Genomic DNA, 6,817 nt, shown 5'->3' on the forward strand with positions numbered 1-6,817 from the left:
CGTCGGTAACAAGAATCTGCCGCAGTCGGGCCAAAGCGGGGCGCTCCGCCCGTACGGGCCGCCACCCGCCGGCCCGGGCCGACCCGCCGCCGGCCCGGGCCGTCTCAGCGGGTGGGCGTGAAGTGGTTCAGCACCGTGGTGAACCGCTGCTCGGCCTGCTGCCACTCGTCGCCCTTGTCCGGGCTGGACGCGTATATCGCGTAGGAGGTGCCGTCATCGTCGATGAACTCGGTCTCGATCGCCCGCCGGCGTCCGCCCTCCTTGGCCGCGTAGCTGAACTCCCAGGTGGCCGCCTCGTGGCCGTTCACCACGGCGCTGGCCATCCGGTGCTGCTTGTAGTCCTTGAGCGACTTGGAGACGTTGACCTCCATCTGCCGCATGTGGTCCAACGGCTTGGTCGACTGACCGACCGTGACCGCGAACTGCAGGTAGTGCACCCGGTTGTCGGGGCTGTAGAAGATCTGGTTGGCGTCCGTCCCGGTGCTGCGCTGCCAGGCCGGGGTCGCGACCGGCATCGGGAAGCGGAAGCCGCCCGGGTCGTCGACCCAGCGGTAGCCGGCCGGCGCGGACGCGCCCGGGGTGGGGGCGCCGGTCGGGTCCGGTTCGGTGGGATCGGGCGTGTCCGGCTGCCCGGTGGCCACCGGGTCGGCGGTGTGGGAGCCGGTCAGGTGCCGGGTGGCGAGGAAGGTCGCCGCGGCCGCCAGCACGCCGACCGCCACGGCGATGGCGACGAGCTTCATCCGGCTGCGGCGTTTGGCCGGACCGCGCGCGGGCGCGGCGGAGTGCGCGACCGGCGCGCCGATGGAGGTGTGCGCCTGCCCGCCAGCGGCCACGCCCCCGGAGGTGTCCCCGACGACCGGACCAACCGGACCAACCGGACCAACCGGAACCATCGGGACCACCGGAACGGGCTGGGCGGACGGCACGGATGCCACCGCGGTCGGGGCGGTCCCGGCCGGACGCGGATCGGTCGGATCCTCCGAGCCCTCCGCGTCGTCCGAACCCTCCGGCGACACCACGACGGTCCCGTCCTGCCCCGCGCTGCGGTCCACCACCGGCACCGACTGGGTGGGCGTGCGCACCGGCGCGGCCGGCGCCCCGACCGTCTTCAACCCCATGGTGTGCCCGGACTGCACCTCGGCCAGCATCCGGGCCGCCTCGTCGGCGTTCGGCCGGTCGGCCGGGTCCTTGGCCATCAGCGCGGCCAGCACCGGCCCGAGCGGGCCGGCCCGGCGGGACTCCGGCAGCGGCTCGTCGACCACCGCGGCCAGCGTGGTGATCGGCGAGTCCCGGCGGAACGGCGACTGGCCCTCGACCGCCGCGTACAGCGTCGCCCCGAGGCCCCACAGGTCGGAGGCCGGCCCGGGCCGCTCGCCCTGGGCGCGCTCGGGTGCCAGGTAGTCCGGCGAGCCGACCAGGTCGCCGGGCCGGGTCAGCTCGGTCGAGCCCTCGTACTTCGCGATGCCGAAGTCCAGCAGCACCACCCGCCCGGTGCCGCGCTCCAGCAGCACGTTGGCCGGCTTGACGTCCCGGTGCAGCACACCGAGCTGGTGGCCGCGGTGCAGCGCCGCGAGCACCTGGCTGCCGACCTCGGCGGCGGCGCGCGGCGGCAGGGTGCCGTCCTGGCTGATCACGTCGGCCAGCGAGCGGCCGTCGACCAGCTCCATCACGATCCAGGGCCGGCCGTCCTGCTCCAGCACGTCGTGCACGGTGATCACACCGGGGTGCTTGATCCGGGCGGCGGCGCTGGCCTCCCGCTTCATCCGGGTGTGCAGGATCTGCAGGTCCTCCTCCGGCAGGTGGTTGACGGTCAGCTCCTTGACCGCGACCTCGCGGTCCAGCATCCGGTCCCAGGCCCGCCAGACCGTGCCCATCCCGCCCCGGCCGAGCCGCTCACCGAGCTCGTACCGACCGGCCAGCAACCGCTCCGCCTCGGCCGCCTCCGGCCGGTCCTGCAAGCCCATCGGCGACCGCTCCCCCTCTCGATTCCACCTACCGCCGCCGCGGCGGAAACCCCGCCGCAGACCGCTGTTCGAACAAATCCCACGGACACATTAGGCGCACCCTGCCACGCCCGGTAATCTCGCCCACCCCCCGGACCGGCGCGGCGGCGGCCACCGGGGCCGTCAGCCTGCGAACAGCACCACGGCGACCACCCCCAGCACCAGCAGCGAGAACACACCGCCCACCAACAGCGGCCCCAGCAGGGCCGGGGGTATCCGGGAGTTCCTCCCCCCACCGGCCCGCGCCACCGCGGCCTCCGTCCCGACCGCCGCCGGCCGGTCGCCCCGCCCACGCCGCCGCGGCCGCAACGGCACCAGTGGCGCGTCCGGCTTCAGCTCCACCTCCCGCGCCGCCCGCTCCTCGTCGACCGGCTCCGGGGCACCCGCCAGCAGCGCCGCCAGCTCCGCCCGCACCGCCTCCGCGGTGGGCCGCAGGCCCGGGTCCGGCTGCACCAGCCGTTCGACCAGCGGCGCCACCGGCCCGCAGACCACCGAGGGTTCGCGCCGCCCGTCGCGCACCGCCGTCACCAGGTCCGGCACGCCGTGCTCCGGGAACGGCGAGCGGCCGGTGACCATCCGCTGCAACAGCACCCCGAGCGCCCAGCAGTCCCCCGCCGGGCCGCCGTCCAGCGGCCAGCGCTCCGCGACCGGGCCGACCAGGGTGGCCCGCACCTCGTACCGGCGCCGCCCGCCCGGCCCGCCGAGGTCCTCGGCCAGCGCCTCCTGCGCGACCCCGCCGAGCAGCCCGCCGAGCATCGCCGCGCCGTCCTCACAGACCAGCACCGACTCGGCGGTCACATTGCCGTGGGAGAGCCCGGCCTCGTGCAGCGCCCGCAGCGCGCCGACCAGGTCCGCCGCCAACTCGGCCGCCCGGTACGGCGGGAGCGGCCCGGCGGTGAGCAGCTCGGCCAGCGTCCGGCCGGCCGGCCGCTCCTCCACCGTCCACAGCAGCTCGCCCTCGACGAAGGCCCCGACCCCGCGCAGCAGCCGCGGGTGCCAGGACGGCGCGGCCGACCCGACCGCCGCGACCCGCCGTACCAGCCGGTCCCCGTGCCCGGGGTTGGGCTCCTCCGGGTCCTGACCGACGGTCAGCAGCGCGGGCAGCTCCACGGCGCGCAGCAGGACCGATTCTCCGGTCCGCTCGTCCACCGCGAAGGCGCGCAGCAGTTCGGGACGGTCCGTCAACCGGTACCGCCCCGCCAACAACTGGCCCGGGCCGCCTCGCATGCCAGTTCCTCTCGCTCACCGAGCAGCCTACTGAGCGGCTCCTTCACGCTCGGCCCCATGGACTGGACCGATCTGATCGACACCGCCTTCAGGGTGGCGGGCAACAGCAACCAAGCCAAGCAGGCCGAGGCCGTCCGCCCGGTGGAAGCGGCCGTGATCGACGGCGAGCAGCCCGTCGCCTCCACGGCCGGGCGCCATCCCGACCACTTCCGCAAGGAGGTGATCGTGTTCACCACCCACCGACTGCTCTCCCTGAAGGACGGGAAGCCACCGGTACCGGTTCCGCTTACCGCCGTCACCGTGGCCCGCACCGAACCCGACGGCGACGTCCTGACGATCATCGCCCTGACCGGCCCCCACCGCTTCGAGGACGTGGCCAAGGCCGACGACTTCGCCGAGCAGGTCCGCGAGGCCACCCGAGGAGATCGTCTCCACCCGGCACTTCGACTCCCGGTGGAAGAAGGCCCGGCACCACCCCCTCCGAACCCACGTCCGGCGGGCAACGCCTCGACCAGCTGGAGCGCCTGGCCGCCCTGCGCACCTCCGGCGCCCTCCCCGCGGACGAGTCCACCCGGGCCGAGCACCGCCTGCTCGGCTGACCCTCGGACCGGAGCCGGCCCTACGGAGCAGGCTGGAAACTGTTGAACACGACGTCCCGGACCGGAGCCTGCGCGGCCCACTGCGCGTCCGGGACGATCCAGTAGATCGAGTAGCCGTACTTCGCCGGACTCCCGGTCACGAAGCCCCGGTTGAGCGAGTGCATCTTGGGCGTGCCGTTGGTCCACTCCCAGTCCGCCGCGTTGGTCCACTGCCGGTAGGTGAGCGCCGCCAGGTTCAGCCGCTGGTAGTTGGTCACCTGGCCGCGCACGTTGGGCTCGGATTCCTGCCAGTCGGCGAGGGCGCTGGCACCGGGCGAGGTGGTCCACTCGATCCGCAGCTGGCTGCCGTCGGCGGCGTTCTTGAAGATCCGCCGGTTGGCGTCCGACCCGGCCGGCTGCAGCCAGTCCGGCAGGACGACCGAGAAGCCGCTCGGGTCCTGGTACGCGTGGTACCCGGCCGGCACCGGACCGCCGGACGCGGCCGGCGGCGTGGTCTGCGCCGGAGCCGGGTCGGAGGCCGGGGGCTGGGCCGCGCCAGCGGTGGCCGGCGGCGGCACGGCGGCCGAGGACTCGCCGGTGGCCGGCGGCTCCACGGGCGTCCCGGCCGGAGCCGGGTCGCCGGCCGCCGGCCGGCTCGGCGTGGTCCCGGTGGTCGCCGTGACCGGCGCGGTGGCACCCGCGCTGTGCGTGCCCTCCCCCTTCGCCCCGCCGTCCCCGCTGCCCATGGCCTGGACGACCGCGACGATCCCGGCGATCAGCAGCAGCACGACCACCACGGTCGCGATGGCCAGCCGCCGCCGCCCCTTGCGCGGGTCGGCCCCGGCCGCCTGGGTCGCGCCCATCGTCCACTCACTGGTCACCGGCCGGATCGGCTCCGCGGCCGGCACCGGATCCGCGGACTTCGCGGCGCCCTTCTCGTCGGCGGGCTCCGCCGCGGGCTCCTCGTCCCGGGCCCGGCTCCCCACCCGGACCGTCCCCAGCAACCCGCCCACGGTCCGCTTCGGAGCCGGCTTCGCCTCCGCCGCCGCCCCGGCCTCCTTCACCTCAGCCTCAGCCTCGGCCTCGGCCTTGCCCTCCCCCACAGCCACCGACCCGACCGGCATCGCGTGCTCGGTGGTCGACTCGGCCTTCGCGGTCGCCTCCGCGACCACCCGCTTGAGCATCGACCGGGTCTGCGAGGCGTCCAGCCGCTTCGCCGGGTCCTTCTCCAGCAGCCCCTCGATGACCGCCAGCAGCGGCCCGGCGTTCGCGGGGGTGGTCAGCTCCTCGGTCATCACCGCGGTCAGGGTGGCCAGCGCCGAGCCGCGGTCGTACGGCGGCCGCCCCTCGACCATCGCGTACAGCGTGCCGCCCAGCGACCACAGGTCGGCCGGCGGCCCGGGCTTCTGCCCGCGGGCCCGCTCCGGGGATATGTACGAGGGCGCGCCGACCAGCATCCCGGTGGAGGTGATCGAGGCGTCGCCCTCCACACTGGCGATGCCGAAGTCGGTGAGCACGACCCGGCCGTCCTCGCCGATCAGCACGTTGGAGGGCTTGACGTCCCGGTGCAGGATGCCCAGCGCGTGCGCCGCGCTCAGCACGCCCAGCACGTCCAGCGCGATCTCCGCCGCCCGGACGGGCGCCAGCGGCCCGTCCTCCCGGACGACGTCGGCCAGCGAGCGGGACTCGACCAGCTCCATGACGATCCACGGCCGGTCGTCCTCGTCGACCACGTCGAAGACGGTCACCGCCGAGGTGTGCCGGATCCGCGCGGTCGCCTTGGCCTCGCGCAGCGTCCGGACGATCAGCCGGTGCTTCTCCTCCTCCTCGACGCTGGCGTTCATCCGCAGTTCCTTGACCGCGACGGTCCGGCCCAGCATCTCGTCCTCGGCGCGCCAGACGGTGCCCATGCCGCCGCGTCCGAGCACGCCGTTCAGCCGGTAGCGGCCGGCCAGGAGGCGGCCGGTGGAACCCTGCGCCTGGGTCATTCGGAACGTTCCCCCATGTGCTGCTGGCGGTCGTGGTGACGGCGCGTCGGCCCGGCCAGGGCCCGAACGCCCAAGCCTCCATCATCCCCTGTCCAGGGGGGCGACGACCACCCGCCCCCCATCCAACCCGGGACGAACCTGAACGGGTGCGACGCTCTGTGCCCGATCTGTGATCGAAAACTCGCCAAGATCTGCCCGAAGCGCTGCTAGCGTTCGGCAGCTCATCGTCTTTTCCGGGGGGACTCGACGCCCATGACCGCACCCACACCGGGCGCTGACGGCTCATCGCCCCGCCCGCAGACCGCCCAGCACTACTCGGTCGCACCGGTCCTGGACACCCCCGACGGCTACGTCGCCCCCGGCATGCCCGGTGTCCCCGTCGCCGGCTACGCACCCACCACCCCCCGGACCACCCCCCGCCGCCGCACCGCCCTCGCCCTCACCCTCGCCCTCCTCGCCGCCCTCCTCAGCGGCCTCGCCTACGGCTGCGCCCCCCTGCGCGCCGCCGACACCCTCGGCTGGCTCACCATCGCCCAAGCCGGCCTGGTCGCCCTCCCCCTCGGCCGCCTCGGCGGCCGAAACCGCCTGCTCCCCCCAATCGGCGCCCTCCTCGCCGCCGGAGCCCTCCTCACCGGCCAGCTCACCGAACACCTCCGCCTGCTCCACGCCGAGGCCCCCACCCCCCACCACCTCCTCCCCGACACCCTCACCACCTGGCGCGCCGACCTACGCCCCCTCGACCTCGCCTTCTACGCCATCGCCCTGATCGGCGGCTTCCTCCTCACCCGCCGCACCGCCAACCGCACCTGACCCCACAGACGCACAGGGCAAAGCCCCCCACCCGCACCCACCCGCCCCCGCACCCCTCCCCCCACCTCCCCCACCCACCCACCCCTCCTCACCAGGCGAGAGGGACGCGCTGCGGAAGGGGGCGGCGCAGGGGGTGGCTGCGGAGAGGGGCGTGACGGGTGATTTTCAGACTGCCAACGGCGCCCAGGCCCCCGCGATGAGGGTCGGCAGT

At 74.9% G+C, this 6,817-nt stretch carries 5 protein-coding genes; 2 read left to right on the plus strand and 3 right to left on the minus strand.

Annotated elements, in window-relative coordinates:
* Positions 1-104 precede the first annotated feature (104 nt).
* A complete protein-coding gene (locus ACZ3YL_RS29765; RefSeq protein ID WP_465660432.1) occupies positions 105-1,964 on the minus strand; it encodes a serine/threonine-protein kinase in 1,860 nt (619 codons plus the stop codon).
* A gap of 162 nt (positions 1,965-2,126) precedes the next feature.
* A complete protein-coding gene (locus ACZ3YL_RS29770) occupies positions 2,127-3,230 on the minus strand; it encodes a protein kinase domain-containing protein (protein ID WP_465660433.1) in 1,104 nt (367 codons plus the stop codon).
* Positions 3,231-3,287: 57 nt separating this feature from the next.
* Here ACZ3YL_RS29770 and ACZ3YL_RS29775 point away from each other — a divergent pair, with 57 nt between their 5' ends.
* Complete coding sequence (locus ACZ3YL_RS29775; RefSeq protein ID WP_465660434.1) at positions 3,288-3,875, plus strand: hypothetical protein; 588 nt, start codon at positions 3,288-3,290, stop codon at positions 3,873-3,875.
* Here the strand turns inward: ACZ3YL_RS29775 and ACZ3YL_RS29780 are convergent.
* Positions 3,850-5,796: a serine/threonine-protein kinase gene (locus ACZ3YL_RS29780; RefSeq protein WP_465660435.1), complete on the minus strand. Its 1,947-nt coding sequence runs from the start codon at positions 5,794-5,796 to the stop codon at positions 3,850-3,852. The two genes, ACZ3YL_RS29775 and ACZ3YL_RS29780, sit on opposite strands and share 26 nt — an antisense overlap.
* Before the next feature lie 252 nt (positions 5,797-6,048).
* On the opposite strand from ACZ3YL_RS29780, the gene ACZ3YL_RS29785 reads away from it, so the two are divergent.
* Entirely contained in the window at positions 6,049-6,606 is a 558-nt protein-coding gene (locus tag ACZ3YL_RS29785; protein ID WP_465660436.1) for a hypothetical protein, read from the plus strand.
* The last annotated feature ends 211 nt before the right edge of the window (positions 6,607-6,817 follow it).

The organism is Kitasatospora sp. NPDC023176 (assembly GCF_055560495.1).